19 protein-coding genes are annotated in these 22,978 nt (G+C 71.9%); 11 read left to right on the plus strand and 8 right to left on the minus strand.

All coding sequences use genetic code 11. The annotated features are described in order from the left end of the window. Window positions 1-9: 9 nt before the first annotated feature. Entirely contained in the window at window positions 10-1,029 is a 1,020-nt protein-coding gene (locus tag AC6CQV_RS11990) for a LacI family DNA-binding transcriptional regulator (protein WP_498259582.1), read from the minus strand. Between the two features lie 55 nt (window positions 1,030-1,084). Here AC6CQV_RS11990 and galT point away from each other — a divergent pair, with 55 nt between their 5' ends. Genes galT through AC6CQV_RS12010 form a run of 4 tightly spaced genes read left to right on the plus strand, consistent with a single transcriptional unit; the run spans window position 1,085 to window position 5,048 of the window. Next, complete coding sequence (galT, locus tag AC6CQV_RS11995) at window positions 1,085-2,260, plus strand: galactose-1-phosphate uridylyltransferase (RefSeq protein WP_498260698.1); 1,176 nt, start codon at window positions 1,085-1,087, stop codon at window positions 2,258-2,260. Then, window positions 2,257-3,453: a galactokinase gene (galK, locus tag AC6CQV_RS12000; protein ID WP_498259583.1), complete on the plus strand. Its 1,197-nt coding sequence runs from the start codon at window positions 2,257-2,259 to the stop codon at window positions 3,451-3,453. Before galT ends, galK begins: the two co-directional genes overlap by 4 nt. Before the next feature lie 54 nt (window positions 3,454-3,507). Continuing rightward, window positions 3,508-4,359 carry an alpha/beta fold hydrolase gene (locus tag AC6CQV_RS12005; protein WP_060959076.1) on the plus strand — a complete coding sequence of 284 codons (852 nt, stop codon included), beginning with the start codon at window positions 3,508-3,510 and terminating at the stop codon, window positions 4,357-4,359. Window positions 4,360-4,388: 29 nt separating this feature from the next. Further along, window positions 4,389-5,048, plus strand: coding sequence for a YdcF family protein (locus AC6CQV_RS12010; protein ID WP_061782020.1), 660 nt, complete (start codon window positions 4,389-4,391; stop codon window positions 5,046-5,048). On the opposite strand, the gene AC6CQV_RS12015 is transcribed toward AC6CQV_RS12010, so the two are convergent. Beyond that, entirely contained in the window at window positions 4,955-7,273 is a 2,319-nt protein-coding gene (locus AC6CQV_RS12015) for a glycoside hydrolase family 3 C-terminal domain-containing protein (RefSeq protein ID WP_498259584.1), read from the minus strand. The two genes, AC6CQV_RS12010 and AC6CQV_RS12015, sit on opposite strands and share 94 nt — an antisense overlap. A 65-nt stretch (window positions 7,274-7,338) precedes the next feature. Between AC6CQV_RS12015 and AC6CQV_RS12020 the strand changes: the two genes are divergently transcribed. Next, the gene (locus AC6CQV_RS12020; protein WP_492490904.1) at window positions 7,339-8,007 is read left to right on the plus strand and encodes a TetR/AcrR family transcriptional regulator; all 669 of its coding nucleotides are present in this window, start codon (window positions 7,339-7,341) and stop codon (window positions 8,005-8,007) included. Here AC6CQV_RS12020 and AC6CQV_RS12025 read toward each other — a convergent pair. Genes AC6CQV_RS12025 through AC6CQV_RS12040 form a run of 4 tightly spaced genes read right to left on the minus strand, consistent with a single transcriptional unit; the run spans window position 7,980 to window position 12,275 of the window. Beyond that, window positions 7,980-9,443: a carboxylesterase/lipase family protein gene (locus AC6CQV_RS12025; RefSeq protein WP_498259585.1), complete on the minus strand. Its 1,464-nt coding sequence runs from the start codon at window positions 9,441-9,443 to the stop codon at window positions 7,980-7,982. The two genes, AC6CQV_RS12020 and AC6CQV_RS12025, sit on opposite strands and share 28 nt — an antisense overlap. Before the next feature lie 13 nt (window positions 9,444-9,456). Continuing rightward, a complete protein-coding gene (locus AC6CQV_RS12030) occupies window positions 9,457-10,329 on the minus strand; it encodes a DNA-methyltransferase (protein ID WP_498259586.1) in 873 nt (290 codons plus the stop codon). After that, window positions 10,308-11,357, minus strand: a complete 1,050-nt coding sequence (gene lplAB / locus AC6CQV_RS12035) for a lipoate-protein ligase LplAB (RefSeq protein ID WP_101305508.1) — start codon at window positions 11,355-11,357, stop codon at window positions 10,308-10,310. The genes AC6CQV_RS12030 and lplAB overlap by 22 nt, the downstream gene beginning before the upstream one ends. Window positions 11,358-11,393: 36 nt before the next feature. After that, the gene (locus AC6CQV_RS12040; RefSeq protein WP_498259587.1) at window positions 11,394-12,275 is read right to left on the minus strand and encodes an alpha/beta hydrolase; all 882 of its coding nucleotides are present in this window, start codon (window positions 12,273-12,275) and stop codon (window positions 11,394-11,396) included. A gap of 53 nt (window positions 12,276-12,328) precedes the next feature. Between AC6CQV_RS12040 and AC6CQV_RS12045 the strand changes: the two genes are divergently transcribed. The 5 genes from AC6CQV_RS12045 (at window position 12,329) to AC6CQV_RS12065 (ending at window position 18,048) form a co-directional block, all read left to right on the plus strand. Further along, window positions 12,329-13,948 (plus strand): DHA2 family efflux MFS transporter permease subunit, encoded by a 1,620-nt coding sequence (locus AC6CQV_RS12045; protein WP_498259588.1) that lies wholly within the window; start codon window positions 12,329-12,331, stop codon window positions 13,946-13,948. Window positions 13,949-13,978: 30 nt separating this feature from the next. Then, window positions 13,979-14,425 carry a MarR family winged helix-turn-helix transcriptional regulator gene (locus AC6CQV_RS12050; protein WP_198553667.1) on the plus strand — a complete coding sequence of 149 codons (447 nt, stop codon included), beginning with the start codon at window positions 13,979-13,981 and terminating at the stop codon, window positions 14,423-14,425. 11 nt (window positions 14,426-14,436) lie between these two features. Continuing rightward, a complete protein-coding gene (locus AC6CQV_RS12055; RefSeq protein ID WP_205283658.1) occupies window positions 14,437-15,759 on the plus strand; it encodes an MFS transporter in 1,323 nt (440 codons plus the stop codon). A 151-nt stretch (window positions 15,760-15,910) separates the two neighbouring features. After that, window positions 15,911-17,350, plus strand: a complete 1,440-nt coding sequence (locus AC6CQV_RS12060; RefSeq protein WP_498259589.1) for an HNH endonuclease signature motif containing protein — start codon at window positions 15,911-15,913, stop codon at window positions 17,348-17,350. An 86-nt stretch (window positions 17,351-17,436) separates the two neighbouring features. Further along, window positions 17,437-18,048, plus strand: coding sequence for a GNAT family N-acetyltransferase (locus tag AC6CQV_RS12065; protein ID WP_498259590.1), 612 nt, complete (start codon window positions 17,437-17,439; stop codon window positions 18,046-18,048). A gap of 25 nt (window positions 18,049-18,073) precedes the next feature. Here the strand turns inward: AC6CQV_RS12065 and AC6CQV_RS12070 are convergent, their stop codons facing one another. Both AC6CQV_RS12070 and AC6CQV_RS12075 read right to left on the minus strand, forming a co-directional pair. Beyond that, complete coding sequence (locus AC6CQV_RS12070; RefSeq protein ID WP_498259591.1) at window positions 18,074-20,563, minus strand: glycoside hydrolase family 2 TIM barrel-domain containing protein; 2,490 nt, start codon at window positions 20,561-20,563, stop codon at window positions 18,074-18,076. Then, on the minus strand, window positions 20,560-21,237 hold the full coding sequence (locus AC6CQV_RS12075) for a TetR/AcrR family transcriptional regulator (protein ID WP_101307148.1): 678 nt from the start codon (window positions 21,235-21,237) through the stop codon (window positions 20,560-20,562). Before AC6CQV_RS12075 ends, AC6CQV_RS12070 begins: the two co-directional genes overlap by 4 nt. 191 nt (window positions 21,238-21,428) lie before the next feature. Between AC6CQV_RS12075 and AC6CQV_RS12080 the strand changes: the two genes are divergently transcribed. Beyond that, window positions 21,429-22,964 carry an ABC transporter substrate-binding protein gene (locus AC6CQV_RS12080; protein WP_498259592.1) on the plus strand — a complete coding sequence of 512 codons (1,536 nt, stop codon included), beginning with the start codon at window positions 21,429-21,431 and terminating at the stop codon, window positions 22,962-22,964. Window positions 22,965-22,978 lie beyond the last annotated feature (14 nt).

The following is a 22,978-nucleotide window of genomic DNA, read 5'->3' on the forward strand; positions in this document are numbered from 1 at the left end:
GCCGACCGGTCAGACCGGGGCGGGCCCCGTGCTGCCGCGCACGATGAGCGAGGCGGGCATGACGGTGCGCTCCGAGACCGTCGGTGCCTCCGCGCCGACCTCGAGACCCTCCTCCACCTCGTCGAGCAGGGCGACGACGGCCTGCGTCCCCAGCCGGTCGAAGTGCTGGCGGACGGTCGTCAGCGGAGGACGGTAGTTCGCCGCGTCGTCGACGTCGTCGAAGCCGACGACGCTCACGTCTTCGGGCACACGCGCACCGTGCTCGGCGAGCGCCCGCAGCGCGCCGAGCGCCATCTGGTCGTTGGCGACGAACAGCGCGGTGCCGAGCGTCCCGGCGTCCAGGAGGGTCATGGCCGCGTCGTAGCCGGAGGCCGAGGTCCACGACCCCCGCACGAGGGCGCCGACGGGGCATCCGGCCCGCTCGAGGGTCTCGCGCCAGCCGCGCTCGCGCTCGGCGGCGGCGTACGACGACTCGGGGCCGGCGATGTGGGCGACCGTGCGGTGGCCGTGCGCGAGGAGGTGCGCTGTCGCGGCGGCCGCGCCGCCCGCGTGGTCGGTCTCGACGCCGGCGAAGCGGTCGTCGGGCGGGGAGTCGACGACGACGAGGCGGAGGGCGGTGGGCAGGTCGGCGGACCGCACGAGCGCGGACGCCTCGTTGATGACGACGACGCCGTCGACGCCCTGCTCGTTGAGACGCTCCAGCGCCTCGGCGGCGTCGCCCGCGCCGAGCGTCACGACGGCGACGTCGTGGTCGCGTGCGGCGGCGGCGTCGGTGACGGCTTCGAGCATGAGCGAGTTGCCGACGGTGGAGAGCGTCGAGACGACGACGCCGATGGTGCCGGAGCGGCCGGTGCGCAGGGCGCGGGCGGCGCGGTGGATGCGGTAGCCGCTGCGGGCCATCGCCTCCTCGACGCGGGCGCGCGTGGCCGGATCGACGCGGGGACTCGCATTGACCACCCGCGACACCGTCTGCGCGGACACCCCTGCGATGCGTGCGACATCCGCCATCGATGCGCGCTTGTGTGCCATCCCGACCTCCGTGTTGACGATAGCACGCACCTACCCCTATCGTGTTATCGTGAACATGCCGGAGCTGCCATCCATCACCCCCGAGGGGACCCTCCTCGGCGCGGGTGTCGTGAAGCGACCGACCCGTCTCGCCGACGGGCGCGACCTCATCTACTTCGACGATCCCAGCACCACGCTGGGGCCCGAGCGGGCCGCCGACACGCGCGCTCTCGACCCCCGACCGGCGACCGCGACCATGCGCCAGGACGTGCTGACCGGGGACTGGGTGTCGGTCGCCGCCGCCCGGCAGAACCGTGCCTTCCTGCCTCCCGCCGAGCTCGACCCGCTCGCGCCGCAGACCGCGACCAACCCGTCGGAGATCCCCTCCGTCTACGACGTCGCGGTCTTCGAGAACCGCTCGCCGTCCTTCGGGCCGGCCCTCGCCGAGGCGTTCGGCGACGCCCCCGCCGCCGCCGATCCGCCCCGCGGGCTCGACGACCTCGAGCACCTCGGCCTCGGCCGCACGCGCACGAGCGTCGGCCGCTGCGAGGTGGTGTGCTTCTCCCCCGAGCGCACCGGCTCGTTCGGCACGCAGAGCCCGACCCGGGCGCGCACCGTGATCGAGGCGTGGGCCGATCGCACGGCCGCGCTGTCGGCGCTGCCCGGAGTGCAGCAGGTGTTCCCGTTCGAGAACCGCGGCGAGGCCATCGGGGTCACGCTGCAGCACCCGCACGGACAGATCTACTCGTACCCGTACATCACACCGCGCACCAGTCGGCTGCTCGACGCGATCGACCGCACGGCGCCCGACCTGTTCGCGCGCATCCTCGCCTTCGAGCAGGCGGGTCCGCGCGTTCTGCTGCGCGGCGAGCACTGGACGGCGTTCGTGCCCTTCGCCGCACGCTGGCCCCTCGAGATCCACCTGCTGCCGCACCGTCACGTCCCCGACTTCGCGGCGCTCAGCGACGACGAGCGCGATGAGCTCGCGCCCGTCTATCTGCGGCTGCTGCGCGGCGTCGACGCCCTCTACGGCGATCCGACGCCCTACATCGCCGCCTGGCACCAGGCGCCGGTGCACGTCGGTCGCGACACCGTGCGTCTGAACCTGCAGATCACGAGCCCGCGCCGTGCCGCCGACAAGCTCAAGTTCCTCGCCGGATCGGAGGCCGCCATGGGCGCCTGGATCGGCGACGTCCCGCCCGAGACCGCAGCCGACCGGCTGCGCTCCGCCATCGAAGGAGTCCAGCTGTGACCGCCACGGCATCCCCCCAGACCGACGCGCGCGATCTGTTCACCGAGCTGACCGGGTCGGCGCCCGCGGGCTTCTGGTCGGCCCCGGGGCGGGTGAACCTCATCGGCGAGCACACCGACTACAACGACGGCTTCGTCTTCCCGTTCGCCATCGACGGACGCACCGTCGCCGCGGTCGGCGTCCGCGACGACGCCCGCATCCGCGTCGTGTCGACCTTCGACCCCGTGCCCGTCGAGGTGCCCGTCGCCGACCTCGACGCGCTCTTCCCCGACCACCGCGACGAGATCGTGGAATGGGCGCGCTACCCGCTCGGCGTCGCCTGGGCGCTGCAGGATGCCGCGCGCGCGGCCGGCCGCGCCGACGCGCTGGCGGGCGTGGACATCGCGCTCGCCTCGGACGTGCCCGTCGGCGCCGGCCTGTCGTCATCCGCCGCGATCGAGGGAGCGACGGCGACCGCGCTGAACGAGATCTGGGGCCTGGGGCTGTCGCCCGTCGCGCTCGCGCAGGCCGGCCGGCGCGCCGAGAACGACGCCGTCGGCGCACCGACGGGGATCATGGACCAGATGGCCTCGATGCTCGGGCGCGCCGACGCCGGCATCTTCCTCGACTGCCGGTCGTTGGATGCCGCGGTCGTCGCTCTCGGCTTCGCCGACGCGGGCCTCGAGGTTCTCGTCGTCGACACCCGCGTGAGCCACGCCCACTCGACGGGCGGCTACGGCGAGCGCCGCGCGGCGTGCGAGCGGGGCGCGCGGATCATGGGCGTCCCGGCCCTTCGCGATCTCACCCCCGCCGACCTCGACCGCGCCCGGGAGCTGATGGACGACGTCACGTTCCGCCGCGTGCGCCACGTGGTCACGGAGGACCAGCGCGTGCTCGACGCCGTCCGACTGCTGCGCGCCGAGGGCCCGCGCTCGATCGGCGGCCTGCTCGACGCGTCGCACGCCTCGATGCGCGACGACTTCGAGATCTCCACCCCCGAGCTCGACCTGGCCGTCGACACGGCGCGCGCGGCCGGCGCCGTCGGCGCCCGCATGACCGGCGGCGGCTTCGGCGGCTCGGCGATCGCGCTCGTCGACCACGCCCGCGTGGCGGAGGTCGCCGCCGCGGTCGAGGCGGCCTTCGCCGCGGCCGGCTTCGGCGCACCGCACGTGTTCACCGTGCACCCGTCGGACGGCGCCCACCGCGACCGGTGAACGGCTAGCGTCGTGAGCGGGGTGCCGACCGGCGGCGTCCCGGAAGGAGCGACCGTGGCCTACATCACCGTCGGGACCGAGAACTCGGCCGACATCGAGATCTTCTACACCGACCAGGGACCCTCCGACGCCCAGCCGGTCGTGCTGATCCACGGCTTCCCGCTGAACGGCGAGTCGTGGGACCTGCAGCAGCGGGCGCTCCTCGGGGCCGGCTACCGCGTGGTCGCCTACGACCGCCGCGGCTTCGGGGCCTCGACCAAGACCGCGTCGGGCTCCGACTACGACACGTTCGCCGCCGACCTGCACGCCCTCATCGAAGACCTCGAGCTCGACGACGCGATCCTGGTGGGCTTCTCGATGGGCACCGGCGAGATCGCCCGCTACCTCTCCCGCTACGGCGCGGGGCGCATCGCGAAGGCCGCCTTCCTCGGCTCCCTCGAGCCGTTCCTACTCATCACCGACGACAACCCCGACGGCGCGGGCGACCAGGCGTTCTTCGACGGCACCGCGGCCGCCGTCGCCGAGGACCGGCACGCGTTCCTGACGGGGTTCTTCCGCGACTTCTACAACCTCGACGACCTCCTGGGCACGCGCATCTCGCCGGAGGCCGTCGCCGCCTCGGTGCAGGTCGCCACCCAGGCCGGCAACGCGGCCCTCGCCGCCGCGCCGCTGACCTGGCCCACCGACTTCCGCGGCGACCTGCCCGCCCTCACGGTGCCGACCCTGATCCTCCACGGCACGGCCGACAACATCCTCCCGATCGACAAGACGGCCCGCCGGTTCCGGGACCTCGTCCCGGAGGGCACGCCCCTCACCTACGTCGAGATCGAGGGCGCCCCGCACGGCCTGCTGCGCACGCACGGCGCCGAGGTGAACGCGGCGCTGCTCGACTTCCTGGCGGAGTGAGACCGACCACGGTGAGACGGATCGGGCGGATGCCGCGACGCGCGCTGGTCGCGGCATCCGCCGTCGCCGCCGCGGGCGCCGGCCTGCTCGCGTTCGGGGAGGTCCAGGCGTGGCGCACGTCGCGGGCCGACTATCCCGCCCGCCCGGCGACGGGCCCCGCGGGCGGGCGCGACGTCGTGCTCGTGCTCGGGTTCCGCTCCCGCGCGGACGGCGCGCTCAACGCGCTCCAGGCGTGGCGCACCCGCATCGCGGTGCGGTCGGCCCCGCCCGGCGCCCTCTTCGTGTTCTCCGGAGGCGCGGTGCGCGGCGTCGAGCCGGAGGCGGTCATGATGGCGCGCTACGCGACCGCGCGCCTCGGCGTCGACCCGGATGCCGTGGCCATCGAGCCGGCGGCCGAGAGCACGCGCGAGAACCTCTCGCGGAGCCTGCCGTGGCTGCGGGACGCGCGCAGCATCCGCATCGCGTCGAACACGGCGCACGCCCGCCGTGCCCGCGGCTACCTGCGCGAGCTCGATCCCGGACTGTGGGAGCGGCTTCGTCCGACGCGCGACTTCCGCGTCCTCGAGCTCGGGGTGCTCCGGCTCGCCCTCACGTTCTACGACGCCGTCGCGGGACGCGCGGCGAACAGCTCCGGATCGGGCGCGCCGCCGGCGTTGGCCGTCCGGATGAGCTCCTCGATCTGGTCGTAGCCGAGCGGCATCCCCGGGAACCCCGCGAGGCGCCCGATCGGGAACGACGCCATCATCTTCTGCAGCGCGTCGTCGTCGGGCAGCATCGACGCCGCCGAGCTGTCGGCACCGCCCAGCCCGGCGAGCGCACCGGCCATGAGCTGCTGCACGACCGGCCCCGTGACGGGATGGGCGAACACGTCGGCGACCGACGAGTTCATCGTGAGCGGGAGCACGAGCTCGTCGCCGGCGATCTCCACGACGGTCTCGGCGCGCACGTCGCGGCTCGACGCGGCGACCTCGACGCGGTAGGCGCCGCCCTCGACGACGAAGCGGTCGACGCGCACGTCCCAGTAGGCCAGGTCGTCGCGGCGCACCGTGACCACGGCATCCCGCGTCTGCCCGGGGGCGACCTCGACGGCCGCGAAGCCGCGCAGCTCGCGCGGCGCGCGCTGCACGACGGACCGGAGCGGACCGGCGTACACCTGCACGACCTCGCGGCCGGCGACCGTTCCGGTGTTGGTGACGGGCACCCTCACCTCGACGTCGCCCGCGTCCGTGACGGCGGCCACTGCGTCGCCGTAGGCGAAAGTCGTGTAGGACAGGCCGAGCCCGAACGGATAGGCGACCTCGAGCGCCCGCGCGTCGTACCAGCGGTAGCCGACGAGGATCCCCTCGCCGTAGCGGACGTGGCCGAACTCGCCGGGGAAGTTGCCGAAGGCGGGGGTGTCCTCGATGCGCAGCGGGATGGTCTCGGTCAGCTTGGCCGACGGGTTCACGACGCCGAACAGCACATCGGCGGTGCCGCCGCCGCCCGCCTGGCCGAGCAGCCAGGCCTCGACGATCGCGGGCACCTCGTCGCGGAAGGGGAGCGCGACCACGCCGCCGTTGGAGAGGACGACGACCACGTTCGGGTTCGCCTCCCGCACGGCGGCCAGCAGCGCGAGCTGCGCCTCCGGCAGGTCGAGGCTCTCGCGGTCGAAGCCCTCCGACTCCTGGGCCGCCGGAAGCCCCAGGAACACCACGGCGACCTCGGCCACCGCGGCGGCGGCCACGGCCTCGGCGCGCAGCGCCTCGACGTCCCCCGTGCCGTCCAGGGTGAAGCCGGGGGCGAAGGCGACGTCGCCGTCGGCGAGCAGCCGCATCTCCTCGAGCGCCGTGTCCAGGCGGGTGGGGTTGATCAGCGACGACCCGGCGCCCTGATAGCGCGGCGTGCGCGCGAACTCGCCGATGACCGCGATCGCGGCGCCGCGGTCGAGGGGCAGCAGCGCGCCCGCCCCGCCGCGATCGTCGTTGCGCAGCAGCACGATGGAGCGGGCGGCGGCCTCGCGGGCCAGCGCGTGGTGCGCGTCGACGTCGAGCGGTCCCGCCGCGGCCGGACGCCGCCGGGCCCGCCGGACGAGCTCGAGCACGCGATCGGCGGCGAGGTCGAGCTTCTCCTCGGGGAGCGTGCCACCGCGCACCGCCGCGACGAGCTGGGCGTCGGTGCGGCCGCCGCTGGAGGGCATCTCCAGGTCGAGGCCCGCGGGAAGGCCGACGACGCGGTCGTTCACGGCGCCCCAGTCGCTGACGACCAGGCCCGCGAAGCCCCACTCGTCGCGGAGCACCTGCGTGAGCAGCCACGGGTCCTCCGAGGCGTACACGCCGTTGATGCGGTTGTAGGAGCACATCACGGTCCACGGCTGCTCGTCGGTGACGATCCGCTGGAACGCGCGCAGGTAGATCTCGCGCAGCGGCCGCGGGTCGATGTCGGAGCTCGCGCGCATGCGGTCGAACTCCTGGTTGTTGGCGGCGAAGTGCTTGAGCGACGAGCCGACGCCCTGCGACTGGATGCCGCGCACCAGCGCCGCACCGATCACACCGGACACCAGAGGGTCTTCCGAGACGTACTCGAAGTTGCGCCCGCACAGCGGCGAGCGCTTGATGTTGACTCCCGGTCCGAGGATGACCGCGACGTCCTCGATCGCGGACTCCACGCCGAGGGCGACGCCGATGCGCTCGGCGAGCGCGGCATCCCAGGACGACCCGAGGCCCACGGCCGGCGGGAAGCACGTCGCCGGCACGCTCTGCGCCAGACCCAGGTGGTCGGTCGCCCCCTGCTGCTTGCGCAGGCCGTGCGGCCCGTCGGTCATCATGACCGACGGCAGTGCGACGCGGTCGATCGCCGTCGTGGTCCAGAAGTCGGCTCCGCTGGTCAGCGACGCCTTCTCCTCGAGCGTGAGGTCGGATGCGGTGATGTCGGTCATGGGGGCCTCCACGAAAACCATATGTCACTAGGTTTTGGCGGTCAAGGTGGTGTTTACTGGACGCCATGTCGCCGCAGCGCCCCGAACGACGGGGCTCCTACGCCAAGGGCCTCGCCAAGCGCGAGGAGATCCTCAGCAGTGCCCTGGAGGTCATCGCGCGGGAGGGCTACGGCGGCGCGTCGGTGAAGGCGATCGCCGACGCCGTGGGACTGAGCCAGGCGGGGCTGCTGCACTACTTCGACTCGAAGGAGGAGCTCTTCACCGAGATCCTCCGCAAGCGCGACGAGGCCGACGCCCTCTCCTGGCGCCCCGCGTCCGGTCCCGCCCCGCTGGACGAGATGCGCGACGAGTTCCTCGCGCTCGTGCGCCACAACAGGGACGTGCCGGGTCTCGTGCAGCTGTTCTCGCGCCTCGCCGTCGACGCCACCGACGCCGGGCATCCCGCACACGGGTTCTTCCTCCAGCGCAGCGCCGCGCTGCGCGAGGTCCTCGGCGACGCCGTGCGGGCCGGTCAGGCCGACGGCCGCGTCAGCGACCGCGTCGACGCCGAGACGCTGGCCCGCATGGTGCAGGCGCTGGCCGACGGCATGCAGCTGCAGTGGCTCGTCGATCGGAAGGTCGACATGAGCGTTCCCATCGAGGCCCTGTTCACGCTGCTGTCACCGCCGGACGGCATCGACGGCGACATCGACGACGGCGGGCGCGGTCAGCGCAGCGGCGCGAGCGACGCGTAGGCGCCGGCGCGGTCGGCGACCGGCACGTCGTACACGCGGGCGGTGCCGTCGCTCCCCCAGCGCGCCCACGCCGGCTCGCCGCCCGCCACGAACCCCACGGCATCGGCGTGCACGGCATCCGCGAGCCCCTGCGGCGGGTGGGGGCCGGCCAGCGGCTCGACCTGCTCGGCGTCGAGGCAGTCGAAGAAGAACGGCACGTCGAGGCAGTGCTCGGCGAAGCCGAAGGCGCCCGAGGGCCACGAGAACCGGTACATCCACGTCGGCGCCGCGCCCCGCCGGTCGGCGAGCTCGACGTTGCGCAGCCGGAACATCCGGTCGGTCACGTAGCGGCCCGCGATCCGCGCAGTGCCGCGTGCGGCCACGTCGGCGTTGGCCGCCAGGTACGCGCGCCGCCGCTCACGACCGAGGCCCAGCCGGCCGAGCACGATGGCCCGCGGCACCCAGCGGAGCGTGCGCGCGGCACCCGCCAGCGCCATCGTGAACTCGTCGTCGGTCGTGCCGAGCACGAGCGGCTTGTCGGCGCCGACCCCGGCGGCCAGCGCCTCGCCGGTGGGCCGGGTCAGCAGGTCGCCGTCGATCTCGGGACCGAGCGAGAGCCCCTCGCTCAGCAGCGCACCGACGGCCCGGGGATCGATCGCCGTCGCCTGCTTCTGCAGGGCCAGGAGGCGCTCCTCATCGATCGACGCGAGACCGTCGCGATCGGCCGTCACGCCCGCCGCGCGCGCGATCCCGGCGGTCAACGCCCGCGCACGCTCCGGGGCGACGTCGCCGAGCGCCGCCGACATCGACCACGCCCGACGGAACAGGTGCTGCGCCGCCGGCATCCCGAGAAGGGTCAGCACCGCACCGCCACCGGCCGACTGCCCCGCGATCGTGACGCGTGCGGGATCTCCCCCGAACGCGGCGATGTTCTCCTGGACCCACTCCAGAGCGGCCAGCCAGTCGCGCACGCCGCGGTTGGAGGGGGCACCCGCGATCGCACCGAAGCCGTCGACCCCGAGGCGGTACGAGATCGTGACCGTGACGACGCCGTCGCGCGTGAAGCGGCGTCCGTCGTACCAGGGGCTGGCCGGCGATCCGGAGAAGAACCCGCCGCCGTGGATCCACACCAGCACGGGGAGCCCGGCCGCGCCGGGATCGGGGGTGAAGACGTTGACGTTCAGCGTCGACGATCCGGGGATGCTCGGCTCGGGGATCAGCGTGATGCCCGGGTCGCCGCGCTGCGCGGTGGCGCCGAAGACGCCCGCGTCGCGCACCCCGTCCCACGCCGCGGCGCGCACCGGCGCCGCGAAGCGCAGGTCGCCGACGGGCGGCTCGGCGAAGGGGATGCCGAGGAAGGCGGCCGACCGCGTCCCGTCGGCGTCGACCCGCCAGCGTCCGCGAACGCGTCCGGCGGACAGGGTGGTCTCGGGATCGTCGTGCACGCCACCGATCATGGCACGCCCGCCCTCAGTCGTCGCCGATCACGGACGCCCCGGGGATGCGGCGGCGCATGACGGCGATCGCCTCCGGATTGTCGTCGACGAGCACGGCGTGGCGTCCGAGCGCGGCGCACACCGCGCCGGTCGTGCCGCTGCCGGCGAACAGGTCGAGGACGCGGTCGCCGGGACGGCTGGACGCCTGCACGATGCGCCGCAGGATGCCCTCCGGCTTCTGCGTCGGGTAGCCGGTCTTCTCGCGCCCGCTCGTCGGGACGATCGTGTGCCACCAGACGTCGGTCGGAAGCTTGCCGCGCGCGGCCTTCTCGGGGGTGACCAATCCGGGGGCCATGTAGGGCTCGCGGTCGACCGCCTCCGCGTCGAAGACGTAGGACTTCGGGTCCTTGACGTAGACGAGGATCGTGTCGTGCTTCGTCGGCCAGCGCCGCCGGCTCTTGGCCCCGTAGTCGTACGCCCAGATCAGCTCGTTGAGGAAGCACTCGCGCCCGAAGAGGGCGTCCAGCAGCACCTTCGCGTAGTGGGCCTCGCGGTAGTCGAGGTGCAGGTACAGGGTGCCGTCGTCGGCCAGCAGCCGCCAGGCTTCCCGCAGGCGCGGCTCGAGGAAGTCCCAGTAGTCGTCGAAGCGGTCGTCGTAGCGGCGCAGGTCGCCGCGCAGGCGCGCGTAGCTGGTGCCCCGGAAGCCCGCCTTGACCTCCCCGCGCACGCCGTCGCGGTCGGCGGACTCGATGGCCTTGCCCTGGCGCCGCCCGGTGTTGAACGGCGGATCGAGGTAGATCAGGGTGAAGGCGGCATCCGGCAGCGCCCGCGCGAGCGCCAGGTTGTCGCCCCGATGGATCTCGACCGTGCCCGGCTCGGCGGCCGTCACGGCACCCGCTGCAGCCACGCGTCGGTCGAGAACTTCTCGGCGACCAGCGCCTCCGCCTCGGCGTATTCCTCTTCGGTGATACGTCCGGGCTCGGCTCCGTAGAGCGTGGAGAAGGTCTGCACGAACCGTTCGATGATCGCCTCACGCGGAAGGCCGGTCTGGCTGCGGAGGGGATCGACGCGCTTCGCCGCCGACACCGTGCCCTTGTCGCTCAGCTTCTCGCGGCCGATGCGCAGCACCTCGGTCATGACCTGACCGTCCATGTCGTACGACAGCGTCGCATGGTGCAGCACGCCGCCGTTGGCGAGCCGCTTCTGCGCGGCGCCGCCGATCTTGCCCGAGGGCGAGGCGATGTCGTTGAGCGGCTGGTAGGTCGCGTCGATGCCGAGCGAGCGCAGCGCCTGCAGCACCCAGTCGTCGAGGAAGGCGTACGAGTCGGCGAAAGTCAGACCCGCGACCAGGGATGCCGGGACGTAGAGCGAGTAGGTCACGATCGAGCCCGCCGCCATGAGCATCGCGCCGCCGCCCGAGATGCGCCGGACGACGTCGAAGCCGTGGCGGGCGGCGCCCTCCGGGTCGACCTCGTTGCGGTACGACTGGAACGACCCGATGACGACCGCGGACTGGTCCCACTCCCAGATGCGCAGCGTCGGGGTGCGGCGGCCGTCGCCGACCCGGGTGGTGAGCACCTCGTCGAGGGCGAGGTTCATCGCCGGCGAGACGGCCTTCTCGTGCACGACCTCCCACCGGAAGTCGCGCCAGCCGGGTGCCGTCACGAGCGCGCGCCGCACGGCGGTGCCGACCGCCTCCGGGGTGAACCCCAGCAGCTGCGCCCCCTCGGGCAGGGCCCCGCGGACGGCGGCGGCGATGCCCGCGGCATCCGTCTCGACAGCAAGGCCCGTGACGGCCGCATCGATGTCGGCGAGGGCGTCGTCGGGCTCGAGGAAGAAGTCTCCGGCGAGATGGAAGTCGGCGATGCGCCCGTTGTCGACCTCGAGATCGACGACGACGAGCTTGCCGCCCGGAACCTTGTATTCCCCGTGCATGTCTCCAGCGTACGAGGTCCGCGCCCGACGGTCTCCTCAGCCGCGCGCGGGGAAGCGCCGGTCGAGCCAGGCCCGCAGATCGGCGATGACGTCCTCACGGGTGACGTCGTTGAAGACCTCGTGCCGCACGTCCGGGTAGATCAGCGTCGTGACGTCGGTGAGCCCCGAGCGGGTGCGGTAGGCGTCGGCGAGGCGGTGGATGCTGCGGGGTCCGCCGACGGTGTCGTCGCGGCCGACCATGAGCAGCACGGGGACGTCGCGCGGGAGGTTCTTCGCCGGCTTGCCGATGAGCCGCAGGGTGTCGATCGGGCCGAAGAGCCTGGCCAGCGGCTCCGACGTGGTCAGCGGGTCGTCCAGGAAGGCACGGCCGACGGCCAGGTCGGAGGACAGCCACTCGGAGCCCAGGGCATCCGGAGCCTTCCACGGCGCGTTGAGGTCACCCGAGTTGAGCGATCCCGGCCAGCGCAGCGCCGAGCCGGTGAGCACGACGGCGTCGTAGGCCTCGGGGTGGTGGTTCAGCAGCATCTGGGCGAGGAAGGAGCCCCAGGAATGGCCGATCAGGATGAGCGGCAGGTCGGGGTTCTCGTCGCGGATGATGCCGGTGAGCTGAGCGCACGCGGCCTCGGCGGCGCGCAGGCCGCCGGGTCCGAGCCGGCCGAGCCGGCGGGCGTCGCCGTCGTGCTGCGCCATGCCGGTGCGGCCGTGTCCGCGGTGGTCGTCGGCGTAGACGATGTAGCCCGCCGCGGTCAGGGCCGCCGCGACGTGCGCGTAGCGTCCGGCGTGCTCCCCGACGCCGTGCAGCAGCTGCACCACGCCGCGGGCGACGTGATCGTCGGGCCCCGGCACGTAGACATCGAAGACGATGCGGATGCCGTGGGAATCGGTGAACGAGCGTTCTTCGCGCCGCGCCGCTGCCATGGTGCGAGTCTAGGGGTTGGGATTCGCCAGATAGCTAGATAAGCTAGCCATTCATGAAGGACGTCACGTCTCGTCGGTGGTTCGGTCTGGTCTTCATCAGCCTCGCCGTCGCGCTCATCATCGTGGATTCGACGATCGTCAACGTCGCGATCCCCGCCATCGTCACCGATCTGGACATCTCGTCGACACAGGTGCAGTGGGTACAGGAGGCCTACACCCTCGTCTTCGCCTCACTGCTGCTGCTGTTCGGGTCGCTGGCCGACCGCATCGGCCGGCGCCGGCTGCTGCTGATCGGCGTCGTGCTGTTCGCGGGCTCGTCGGTCGCGGCGGCGCTCGCCCCGACGGGCGACCTGCTCATCCTCTCCCGGCTCGTGCAGGGCGTGGGCGGGGCGATGATGCTGCCGAGCACCCTGTCGCTACTGAACGCGACCTTCCACGGCCGCGAGCGCGGCATCGCGTTCGCGGTGTGGGGGTCGACGATCGGCGGGATGGCGGCGGTGGGCCCGCTGCTCGGCGGCTGGCTCACCACCTCGTTCTCGTGGCGATGGGCCTTCGGCATCAACATCCCGCTCGGGATCATCATCGCGATCGGCGTCCTGTGGGCGGTCGCGGAGTCGCGCGCCGCGAACGCGCCGTCCCTCGACGCCGTCGGCGCCGTGCTGTCCGTCGTCCTGTTCGGCGCCCTGGTCTTCGGGCTCATCGAGGGGCGCACCCTCGGCTGGTGGGAGGTGAACGACGCCTTCACGGTCGGCGGCTGGAGCTGGCCCCTCCCCCTGTCGCCCGTGCCCCTCGCCTTCCTCCTGGCCGCGCTCGCCGCCGTCGCGTTCGTGACGTGGTCGCGACGTCAGGCGCGACGCGGCCGGCCGACGCTGCTCGATCCGCGCCTGTTCTCGATCGCGACGTTCCGCAGCGGCAACATCGCGGCGCTGGTCGTCGCCCTCGGCGAGTTCGGCATCATCCTGTCGCTGCCGCTCTGGCTGCAGTTCGTCCTGGGCTTCGACGCCCTCCAGACCGGACTGATCCTCATCGCCCTGGCGGCCGGCTCGTTCGTCGCGAGCGGGTTCGCCGGGGCGTCCAGCGGCCGCATCGGCCCGGTGCTGATCGTGCGTGCGGGCCTCGTCGCCGAGATCGTGGGCGTCGCCGCGGCCGGGCTCGTCGTGGGCTGGGATGCCGGGACGCAGACGGCGTGGCTCTGGCTGCTGCCGGCCCTGTTCGTCTACGGCTTCGGCGTCGGCCTGGCGACCGCGCAGCTCACGGGCGTCATCCTCCAGGACGTGCCCGTGGAGCTGTCGGGGCAGGGATCGGGCACGCAGTCCACGGCCCGGCAGGTCGGGTCGGCGCTCGGCATCGCGATCCTGGGCACCGTGCTGTTCTCCGGCACCGCCGGCATCCTCTCCTCCGCGCTCGACGCGCGCGGGCTGCCCGCGCAGGAGCGGGATCAGATCGTGTCGGCCGTCGTCGACAGCTCCGGCGGGGCGATCGCGGGCCTCGCCGCGAACCCCGAGACGGCTCCGATCGCGCAGGACGCGAAGGCGGCGTTCTCCGATGCCACGCGCTTGTCGGCCTTCACCGCCGCCGGCTTCCTCGTGATCGGGCTGCTCGCGACGATCCCCCTCGGACGCGAGGGGCGCCGCGACGAGGGGATGAAGGAGATGGAGGATGCGGATATTTAGCATGACTAATGAGCTATGCTAAATATCGGAATGAGCACCGATACCACCCCCGCCGCACCCGAACTGTCCACCGCCGCCTCCGATCTGCGAATGGCGACCTTCCGCCTCGCGCGACGTCTGCGCTCGCAGCGCGCGGTCGACACGATGAGCGACGGCCAGTTCGCCGTGCTCGCGGCCCTGTCGGTGCACGGCCAGCACACCCTCGGCGAGCTCGCCGACCGGGAACGGGTCTCGGCGCCGTCGATGAACCGCACCGTGAACGGGCTGGAGGAGTCGGGCTACCTCACCCGCACCGCCGACGCGGACGATCGCCGCAAGGTGAACATCGCGCTGACCGACACCGGCCGCGCGGTCGTGGACGAGACGGTGCGCCGCCGCGACTCGTGGCTCGAGCAGGCCCTGTCCGAGCTCACCGACGAGCAGCGCGACCTCCTGAGCGCCGCGGCCGAGCTGATGCGCGAGGTGGCCGCGCGATGAGCTCCTCCGCGATGTTCCGCTCCTTCTCCGTCTTCAACTACCGCGTCTGGTTCATCGGCGCCCTCGTCTCCAACATCGGCGCATGGATGCAGGCCACGGCGCTCAGCTGGGTCGTTCTCACCCAGCTGACGCACAACGACGCGGGCGCCATGGGCGTCACGATGGCGCTGCAGTTCGCCCCGCCGCTGCTGCTCGTGAGCGTCACCGGCTGGGTCGCGGACCGCTTCGAGCGGCGCCGCCTGCTGATGGTGACGCAGGGATCGCTCCTGGTGCTGGGCGCGACCATCGGCATCCTGATCCTCAGCGGCGTCATGACGCTCCCGCTCATGTACGTGTTCGCCTTCGCGCTCGGACTGGTCGCCGCGTTCGACAACCCGGCGCGGCAGGCGTTCGTCTCCGATCTGGTCGACCGCGAGAACGCATCGAACGCGGTCGCGCTGAATGCGGCATCCTTCAACGGCGCCCGCATGATCGGGCCGGCCGTCGCCGGCATCGTGATCGTCGCGGTCGGCACCGGCTGGGTGTTCCTCGTGAACGCCGTCACCTTCCTCGCGATGATCGTGGCCCTGCGCCTCATCCGCTCCGAGGAGCTGGTGCCGCGGATCACGGCGCCGGGGGCGTCGCGCCTGGCCGACGGGTTCCGCTACGTCGGCGGGCGCCCCGACCTGGTCGTCACGTTCATCATGGTGTTCCTGCTCGGCGCCTTCGGCATGAACTTCCCGATCTTCGCCTCGACGATGGCGCTCGAGTTCGGTCGTGACGCCGACGGCTACGGCCTGCTCAGCTCGATCCTCGCGATCGGCTCGCTCGCGGGGGCCCTGCTGGCCGCGCGCCGCGATCGCGCGCGCATGCGCCTCGTGATCGTCGGCACGGGGATGTTCGCGGTCGCGGGCACCGTGTCGGCCTTCATGCCCGACTACTGGCTGTACGCCCTCACGCTGATGTTCACCGGGTTCGCCGTCGTCACGACGCTCACCACCGCCAACGGCTACGTCCAGACGACGACCGATCCGGCCCTGCGCGGCCGCGTGCTGGCGCTCTACATGGCGATCCTCATGGGCGGGACGCCCATCGGCGCCCCGATCGTCGGCTGGGTCGCCGCGGAGTACGGCGCCCGCGCCGCCATCCTCCTCGGCGCCGCGGCGGCGCTGGTCGCCTTCGCGATCGGGTTCGGCTGGCTCCTCTGGTCGGGGCGGCTGCACCGCCACGAGTCGCGCCGTTTCGCCCTCTCCCTCGACGAGACGCGACCGCTGACCGTCGTGGCGCCCGAGGAGTTCAGCGACGAGGTCGCCGGGACGACGCCGATCTCGCTGCCCGACCCGACGCGGCGGTAAGCGGCGGATGCCGCGATCCCACGGGGTCCGGCACCGATGTCGCTCTTGCGTGTTTCGAATGTTTGTTCTATAGTAGGGTGAAGAAACCCCGTGCGTGCCCACCTTCCGTTGCGGGTCCTGTCCTCCGGTTGTGGCCGGGTCAGGGGTGATGATGCACGCGCTGTCGACTATCCGTGAGGGTGATACGACCTGGCCCGGGCTGGATGCCGTGGTGACCGGTGTCGTGGATGCGCGGCGTCGGGCGGCTCAGGCGCAGGCCGCCGAGGCGAGGTTGCTGGCCGCGGCAGTGGATGTGGTCGCGGAACGTGCCGCGGTGCTGAGGCAGGAGGCGCAGCAACAGGGGCGGTCGGTGAAGTCGTCGGATGCGGATCTGCCGTTGCGGGAAGTCGCGTTGGAGCTCGCGATGGCGCTGCGGGCGTCGGATCGGGGTGTGCAACGCCGGATGTCGGAGGCATACCTGCTGACCACCCTGTTCCCGCGGACGTTTGAGGTGTGGGCGGGCGGGGAGATCGATGCCGCTCACGCGTGGGCGATCAGCCGCACCGGCACGCTGTTGACGACCGAGGAAAACCGGGCACGCTACGAGACCCTCGCTCTGGAGGCGGCCCGGTCGGAGTCGCCTGCGCGGATGGCGGCGGCGGCGAAGGCGATCGCGGCGACCATCGACCCGACTGCGTTCACCCAGGCTGCGCAGCGCGCGTATGAGGAGCGGTCCGTGCGGTTGTTCCCGTTGGAGGATGGGATGGCCAGACTCATCGCGGATCTTCCCGCCCCGCTCGCACACGCGATCCACGACACCCTGACGGCCCGGGGTCGGGCGATCCTCGACCAGACCGACGAGGGCATCGACGGTGAGGCGGATGCCACCGACGCGGCTGCCCTCACCGGCGCCGACACGCTCATCACCGGCCCCGCCCGCCCCACCGACGCGACCTGCACGACCACGCCCACGGCCACGACCCCGACCGCCGTGAAGGACTCCCGCACTCTGGCGCAGGTGCGCGCGGACATCCTCACCGACCTGCTCCTGACCGCCACTGCCTCCACCCGCGCCACCGGGGCCGGTATCGAGGCGGTGACGGCGCAGATTCAGGTGACGATCCCCGCCCTCACGCTCGCCGGCGACCCGAACAGCGGCCCGGCCCTCCTCACCGGGTACGGGCCCATCGACCCCGCGATCGCCCGCCGGTTGGCGGGACTCGCGCCTGGCTGGGATCGGGTGTTCACCGACCCGACCACCGGCATCCCCGTCGCCGTCGACCGGTACCGGCCGTCCGCGGAGCTGCGCCGCTACCTCGCCGCCCGGGATGAACGCTGCCGCACCCCCGGCTGCACCCGCCCCACCCACCGCTGCGACCGCGACCACACCACCCCCGCCAGCCACGGCGGCCACACCGCACCCGACAACCTCGCCCACCTGTGCCGCCGCCACCACACCGTGAAGCACCACACCGCCTGGCAGGTCAGACACCTCGGCCACGGAACCCTCCAATGGACCTCACCCACCGGACGACACTACGAAGACCACCCACGCAGCCTGGTGAGATTCGTCCCCGAACCCGCCACGCCGGCCGAGCCACCACCCTTCTGACGCCGCGCGTCGCGGGCGCCTCGGGCGTGTTGCTCGAGGATGGTGGGGCTCGATGTCGAGGTGAGCGGGAACCATACGATGGGGAAATGGACTTCCTCGCCGCTCCAGTTCTCAGCAATGAGTTCGTGCGTGTGGAACCGCTCAGCGCGGCGCATCGCGCCGACCTGGTCGACGCCGTTCGAGTGGGCAATATGTGGGAAGCCTGGTACACCCACATTCCCTCGCCGGACGAGATGTCGGGGACCATCGAGAACCGTCTCGCCGCGCACGCCGAGGGCTCGATGGTTCCGTGGGCTGTGATCGATGCCGCCTCCGACCGTGCCGTCGGCATGACGTCGTACCTGAACATCGAGCCGACGAATCGACGCCTGGAGATCGGAGGCACGTGGCTGGGCAGGAATGCGCAAGGAACAGGGATCAACCCCGCCGCCAAGCTGTTGCTGCTGAGTCGCGCGTTCGACGATCTGGGCTGCGGGGCAGTCGAGTTCCGCGCGCACTGGCACAACCGGCAATCCCGCACGGCCATCGAGAAGCTGGGCGCGAAGCAAGACGGCGTGTTGCGTAACCACACGGTCTTCGAGAACGGGACCATCCGCGACACGGTCGTGTACTCGATCATCGACGGGGAATGGCCGACCGTGAAGTACGGCCTTCAGGAGCGCCTCAATGTCCTCCGCTCCACCGAGAGCTCGCGCTAGCAGAGGCAGGTTCCCGCAACACTCCCTACCGCGACTGCGCGACCAGTCGCCGCACGACGGGGGCGTATCCCTCCGCCGACACGGTGACCGTGATCTCTCCCTCACCCGTGGCGCGCACCACGGCGAGCGCCCGTCCGTCGTGCGTGCGACGCGACGGACCGGCGAACGACTCCGTCGTCCGCGCACGGCTCGACCCGAGCGCCGCCAACTCGCCCGCGCCGGTCACCTGGACCGTCACCTCCGCGTCGCGGTCGCACACCACGGCGCCGTCCGTACCGGTATCGGCACTGGCTTCAGCGGCATCCGCGAGCTCGATCACGAGATGGGCCAGGCCGCCGTCGGCGTCCACGGCATCCTGTTCGGCACGAACGCGCAGCGCGAGCGCGCCCGCGGTGACCAGGTCGGTACGACCGACCTCCACCCCGCCCCGCCACGCGATCGCCACCAGCCGCCCCGGGCGGTAGTGCGTCTCGAACCGCGCGATGAGCGGGCGCGGGTCGCCCACCGGCGCCCGGCCGATCAGGCGGTCGCCGTCCGCGTCGACCAGACGCAGCTCGACCTCCTCGGCATCCGCGTACACGTCGACCGTCACCGGCGCACCCGCCTCGACGGCCCACGACCACGACGACACGACGTCATCCCACGACCAGGGCGTCTTCTCCACCGGCCGGCCGTGGTGCGCGGGCCGGTGCACGGCGATCGCCGGCGCGCGGCGCAACCCGAACGCGATCTCCCGGTAGAAGGATGCCGGGGTGCGCCGCCCCGTCAGATCGATGTCGCCGCACTGCGCGAGCAGATACGGGTACGGCCCGGTCGTGCCGGTCGAGCGGTACCCGTCGACGTCGGTGTACTCGACCCGACCGATGCCGGCCTCGCCGACGTAGTCCCACCCGGTCCAGGTGAAGTCGCCGATGACGTGCGGCAGCCGGCGCACCTGCTCCCACAGGTGCGCGATGCGGTCGGGGAAGGTCTCCGAGCCGACGATGATGCGGTCGGGGAACAGCTCCGCGTCGAGCTCGTAGCGGGCATCGCCGTAGTTGAAGCCGACGACGTCGAGCACGGCGGCCGACTCCTCCGTGGAGCGGGTGATCAGCTCCGACGCGTTCGCGGCGGCCATCTGGGCGCCGAGTCCGGCCATCATCGTGTTCGGGTCGGTCGCGGCGATCTCGCCGAGGATCTCCGGCAGCCGCTCCATGTTCGCGATCACACCGTTGATGCCGTTGGTGACGTAGCGGGTCGGGTCGAGACGGCGGAACTCCTCGGCGATGCGCCGGCTCCACGTCGCGCCGTGCGGCGTCGCCAGCTCGAGGATCTCGTTGCCGATCGAGTACAGGATGACGCTCGGACGGTTGCGGTCCTTCGCGACGAGCGCGGCGACCGACGCGGACCACCGGCCGTCGAAGCCGACCGACGCGTCGAAGCCCGTCTTGGCGCGCGTCCACACGTCGCTCAACTCGTCCATCACGAGCATGCCGTGTCGGTCGCAGGCGTCCAGCAGCGCCCGGGAGGCGGGGTTGTGCGCGCTGCGGATCGCGTTGAACCCGGCATCCTTCAACAGCCGCACGCGCCGGTCTTCGGCGTCGGGGTGCGTGATCGCCCCGAGCGCGCCGTTGTCGTGGTGGACGCACGCGCCGCGGAGATCCACCACGACGCCGTTGATGCGCAGACCGTGCTGCGGGTCGAGCTGCAGGCGCCGGATGCCGAAGCGGACGGCATCCTCGTCGAGCACCGCACCGCCGCCCTCCACCTCCTCCCCCGCGGCCTCGTCGGCGAGCGTCACCCGCACCTCGTGGAGGGCGGGATCGTCGGGCCCCCACAGCGCGGGGCGCTCGGCGATCAGACGCGCCCGGGCGACGGCCGACGCCCCGGGCAGCACCGTGACGGGCGCGTGCGTCGCGGCGACCGTGCCGCCGCGGGGATCGACCAGCTCCCAGCGGAGCCGGACCGTGCGGGTGTGACGCGTGAGGTTCTCGACGCGCGTGGCGACCTCGACGACCGCACGCTCGGCATCGATGTCGGGGGTGGTCACCGTCGTGCCGTCCAGGCTGAGATGCACGGGGTCGGCGACCACGAGGTGGACGGGCCGGTAGATGCCGGCACCCGTGTACCAGCGACTGTCGCGGTGGGCGCGCGCCTCCACCGTGATCGTGTTGGTGCGACCGAACCGCAGGAACGCGTCGACGGCCACCGCGAACGCCGCATAGCCGTCGGGCTGATGGGCCGCGAAGTCGCCGTTGACGTAGACGACGGCGTCGCGGTAGACGCCCTCGAACTCGATCGTGACGCTCTTGTGCTCCCACGCGGCGGGCACCTCGAAGGAGCGCGCGTAGACGAACACCCCGCCGGGGATGTAGCCGGTGTGGACGCCGCCGTCGTTGTCGGCGCCGCGGGGAAGGTCGCGCAGCGCATCGTGCGGGATCGCGACCGGCACCGGCGCCGTCGCCGCCTCCCGGCTCTCGAACGCGGCGAGCTTGGGCGCGACCGTCCACCCCTGGTGGAAGGGCAGCCGGATCACGGGGCGACGTCCGGCTCGGCACCCATCCGCGCGTCGAGGATCTGCTCCAGCGCGTCGAGGTCGTAGCCGCGCACGAACCCGCGGAAGAACTCCGCGAGCGCCTCGGCCATGTCCGTCGACGTCGGGTCGAGCAGCCACTGCACCTGCAGGCCGTCCATGAGCGCGGTGGTCGCCACCGCGGCACGGAAGGGATCGATGGTGCCGATCAGACGTCCGTCGGCCTCGATCTTCCGGAAGGCCGCCGCGATGCTGGAGCGGACGTACTCGTAGCGGCGCAAGAAATAGCCGTGCGCGGGGTGCGACGGCGACGTGGCCTCGGCCGACAGGGTGCAGAAGAGCTCGATGACGCCGGGGATCGAGGCGTTGTAGCGGGCGAGCTGCACGAGCGCGCGCAGCGTCTCGACCCCGTCCTCGTCGTCGAAGTCGACGACCTTGCGCGACTGCTCGTCGCGGTGGTCGAGCACCGCGAGCAGGAGCGTGCTCTTGTTCTTGAAGTGGTGCAGCAGGCCGGCTTCGCTCATGCCGACGCGCTGCGCGATCTCCCGGAGGGATCCCGCCCGGTAGCCGCCCTGGGCGAACACCTCCAGCGCCGCATCGAGGATCGCGTTGCGCGTGACCTCGCTCTTGGCGTATTCGCCGCGCTGTGCGCGTCGCGGTGTCGTCGTCTCGGTCATCGTGACCATCGTGCCCCATCCCGGTCGCCGCGGTTCGGCGCCGTCGGCACCAGTGTGCACGGTTTCATAACGAAAACCTAGTAGTCGTTAGATATTTGACTTCAAAACCTAGTGCTCCTTCGGATTTGCTGCTAGCGTCCCCCGACAGGGCGGTCCGCAGGGGTATCGCCCACCCGAGAAAGGGACCAAGGATGTTCCGTTGGAAGGCCACAGCAGCCCTCGCGGTCGTCGCTGCACTCGCACTCACCGGCTGCGCCGGTGGCGGGGAATCCGGCGGCGGCAGCGGGTCGAGCAGTGAGCGGGCAGACCGCCTCACCCTCATCACGATCGCCGCCCCCACGAGCTACGACATCGGCGCGGGCGCCGAATGGGGAAACCGCAGCGAGTACTTCGAGGCGGTGTTCGACACCCTCCTCCGACAGGACTCGAAGGGTCAGCTCCAGCCCAACCTGGCCACCGAGTGGTCCTACAACGACGACAAGACGGTCCTCACGCTCACGCTGCGCACCGACGCGACCTTCACCGACGGCACGCCCGTCGACGCGAAGGCCGTCGTCGCCAGCCTGGAGCGCTTCCGCGACGGCACCTCGCCGCAGGCGGGAACCATGAAGGGCAACGTCTACGCCGCCACCGACGACCACACGGTGACCATCACGCTCACCGCCCCGAACCCGGCGCTGCTCAACTCGCTCTCGCTCGCCCAGGGCCTCGTCGCCGCCCCGTCGTCGTTCACCGACGCGGACGTCGCCACCAAGCCGGTCGGATCGGGCCCCTACATCCTCGACACGGCCGCCACGGTCACGGGCACGACGTACGTGTACACGGCGAACCCCGACTACTGGAACAAGGATGCCGTCAAGTACGACAACCTGACCGTCAACGTGATCGACGACACCACCGCCATCCTGAACGCCATCAAGGCCGGCGAGGCCAACGGCGCGAAGATCGCCGACAACACGACCATCAGCGAGGTCGAGGGCTCGGGCTGGACGATCGCGTCCAACGAGCTCGACTTCCAGGGCCTGCTCCTGTTCGACCGCGCGGGCACGATGAACCCGGCGCTGGGCGATGTCAAGGTGCGCCAGGCCATCAACATGGCCTTCGACCGCGAGGCGCTCCTGCAGTCGCTGCAGAGCGGCTACGGCACCGTCACCGAGCAGGTCTTCCCCACCTCCTCCGTCGCGTACGACGCCGCGCTGGACTCGACGTACGCCTACGACCCCGAGGGCGCCAAGAAGCTGCTCGCCGAGGCCGGTTACGCGAACGGGCTGACGATCAACATGCCCTCGGTCGCCGCCTTCCAGACTTCGTTCGACCTGATCAAGCAGCAGCTGCAGGACATCGGCGTCACGGTGCAGTACACCGACACCGGGACGAACAACTTCATCTCCGACATGCTGACGCCGAAGTACCCGGCGACCTGGATGGCGCTGCAGCAGGACCCCGACTGGCAGCTGATCAACTTCATGATCGCCCCCGGCGCGACCTTCAACCCCTTCAAGTCCCAGGACCCGAAGGTCGACGAGTACATCGCGACGATCCAGACCGGCTCCACCGAGGAGTCCGACCAGGCGCTGAAGGACCTGAACAAGTACCTGGTCGACCAGGCATGGTTCGCCCCGTTCTTCCGCGTGCAGGGCTCCTTCGCGACCGACGCGAACACGACCGTCGACTTCTGGCCGACGAACGCCTACCCGTCGATCTTCAGCTTCTCGCCGAAGAACTGATCCGCCGCGCTGCC

Source organism: Microbacterium sp. EG9, from assembly GCF_059759475.1.

Bases quoted from the DNA above. Each gene is read 5' to 3' on its own strand.
- AC6CQV_RS12060 (WP_498259589.1), top strand. From the start codon at position 15,911: ATGCACGCGCTGTCGACTATCCGTGAGGGTGATACGACCTGGCCCGGG.
- AC6CQV_RS12080 (WP_498259592.1), top strand. From the start codon at position 21,429: ATGTTCCGTTGGAAGGCCACAGCAGCCCTCGCGGTCGTCGCTGCACTC.
- AC6CQV_RS12055 (WP_205283658.1), top strand. From the start codon at position 14,437: ATGTTCCGCTCCTTCTCCGTCTTCAACTACCGCGTCTGGTTCATCGGC.
- AC6CQV_RS12050 (WP_198553667.1), top strand. From the start codon at position 13,979: ATGAGCACCGATACCACCCCCGCCGCACCCGAACTGTCCACCGCCGCC.
- AC6CQV_RS11990 (WP_498259582.1), bottom strand. From the start codon at position 1,029: ATGGCACACAAGCGCGCATCGATGGCGGATGTCGCACGCATCGCAGGG.
- AC6CQV_RS12015 (WP_498259584.1), bottom strand. From the start codon at position 7,273: ATGACCGACATCACCGCATCCGACCTCACGCTCGAGGAGAAGGCGTCG.
- AC6CQV_RS12020 (WP_492490904.1), top strand. From the start codon at position 7,339: ATGTCGCCGCAGCGCCCCGAACGACGGGGCTCCTACGCCAAGGGCCTC.
- AC6CQV_RS12065 (WP_498259590.1), top strand. From the start codon at position 17,437: ATGGACTTCCTCGCCGCTCCAGTTCTCAGCAATGAGTTCGTGCGTGTG.
- AC6CQV_RS12045 (WP_498259588.1), top strand. From the start codon at position 12,329: ATGAAGGACGTCACGTCTCGTCGGTGGTTCGGTCTGGTCTTCATCAGC.
- AC6CQV_RS12075 (WP_101307148.1), bottom strand. From the start codon at position 21,237: ATGACCGAGACGACGACACCGCGACGCGCACAGCGCGGCGAATACGCC.
- galT (WP_498260698.1), top strand. From the start codon at position 1,085: ATGCCGGAGCTGCCATCCATCACCCCCGAGGGGACCCTCCTCGGCGCG.
- AC6CQV_RS12040 (WP_498259587.1), bottom strand. From the start codon at position 12,275: ATGGCAGCGGCGCGGCGCGAAGAACGCTCGTTCACCGATTCCCACGGC.
- lplAB (WP_101305508.1), bottom strand. From the start codon at position 11,357: ATGCACGGGGAATACAAGGTTCCGGGCGGCAAGCTCGTCGTCGTCGAT.
- AC6CQV_RS12010 (WP_061782020.1), top strand. From the start codon at position 4,389: ATGCCGCGACGCGCGCTGGTCGCGGCATCCGCCGTCGCCGCCGCGGGC.
- AC6CQV_RS12025 (WP_498259585.1), bottom strand. From the start codon at position 9,443: ATGATCGGTGGCGTGCACGACGATCCCGAGACCACCCTGTCCGCCGGA.